1 protein-coding gene is annotated in these 847 nt (G+C 35.9%); it reads right to left on the reverse strand.

The annotated features are described in order from the left end of the window. Positions 1-795 (reverse strand): putative HNHc nuclease (locus NK213_RS20250; RefSeq protein WP_253352714.1); only part of this gene is annotated, 795 nt, incomplete at its 3' end. Between the last annotated feature and the right edge of the window lie 52 nt (positions 796-847).

Below are 847 nucleotides of genomic sequence, written 5' to 3' on the forward strand. Positions count from 1 at the left end.
AAACTCCTGTACCTCATAATTTATCTTAGTCCTATACTTCTCTATATCAAATGCCTTAAACTGCTCTGGATACAATCTTTGACCTAAAGCTACCAATGTCGGACTTAATTTTATCGGAGCTATATGCCAATATTCCATAAAATCATCTATTGGCATACTCTCCCTCTGCTGATGATGTTTCCTGCATAAAGTCCAACCTCTCAACTGTAATCCGTCATCATATTTCCTTGCTCCTATAGTTCCCACCTTATCCGCATGATCATAATCCACTATCAGGTTATTCTCAAAATCATGCCTCTGACCACATACAACACACTTCTTATTCAGAAAACAGGCTACTACATAACTATAGAAGTCATTCACATATTTTCTGCACGGCTCTGTCTTCTTTGTTTTTTTATCCCATACATACAAATATATATTATTTCTCACAATTGCATGATTTATTATGAAATCTATAAACTTAGTTCCCGTTTCCATTGTGCAGGCATCCACTCGGTTCGGTGATGTACTAAACCATTCTTCTTCATACAATTCACAAAATTCCTCTTTCAAAAGGTCCTGCATTTCTGGCTGTTCATATCCTAGTATCTCTCCGTATTCTGTGGTCAGTACTTTTATCAGCTTCATCTGATCCATGCTCAGTCTTAACTGAGGAATTAATTTTACCGGTGTATTTACTAGTATTTCCTGCATCTTTTTTAACTCACTCGGTTTTGGAATCTCTTTTACACTCCAGTATATTCTTAATTCTTCTCCGTCATACTGAACTATCCCTGTTTTTAGTTCTTCCATATCAGAACCTTCTATCTTTTCTTATTTTTCCCGTAAGTCTTTCTCTTTTTCT

The sequence above is a fragment of the Sebaldella sp. S0638 genome (genome assembly GCF_024158605.1).
In the GTDB taxonomy this organism is placed as follows: domain Bacteria; phylum Fusobacteriota; class Fusobacteriia; order Fusobacteriales; family Leptotrichiaceae; genus Sebaldella.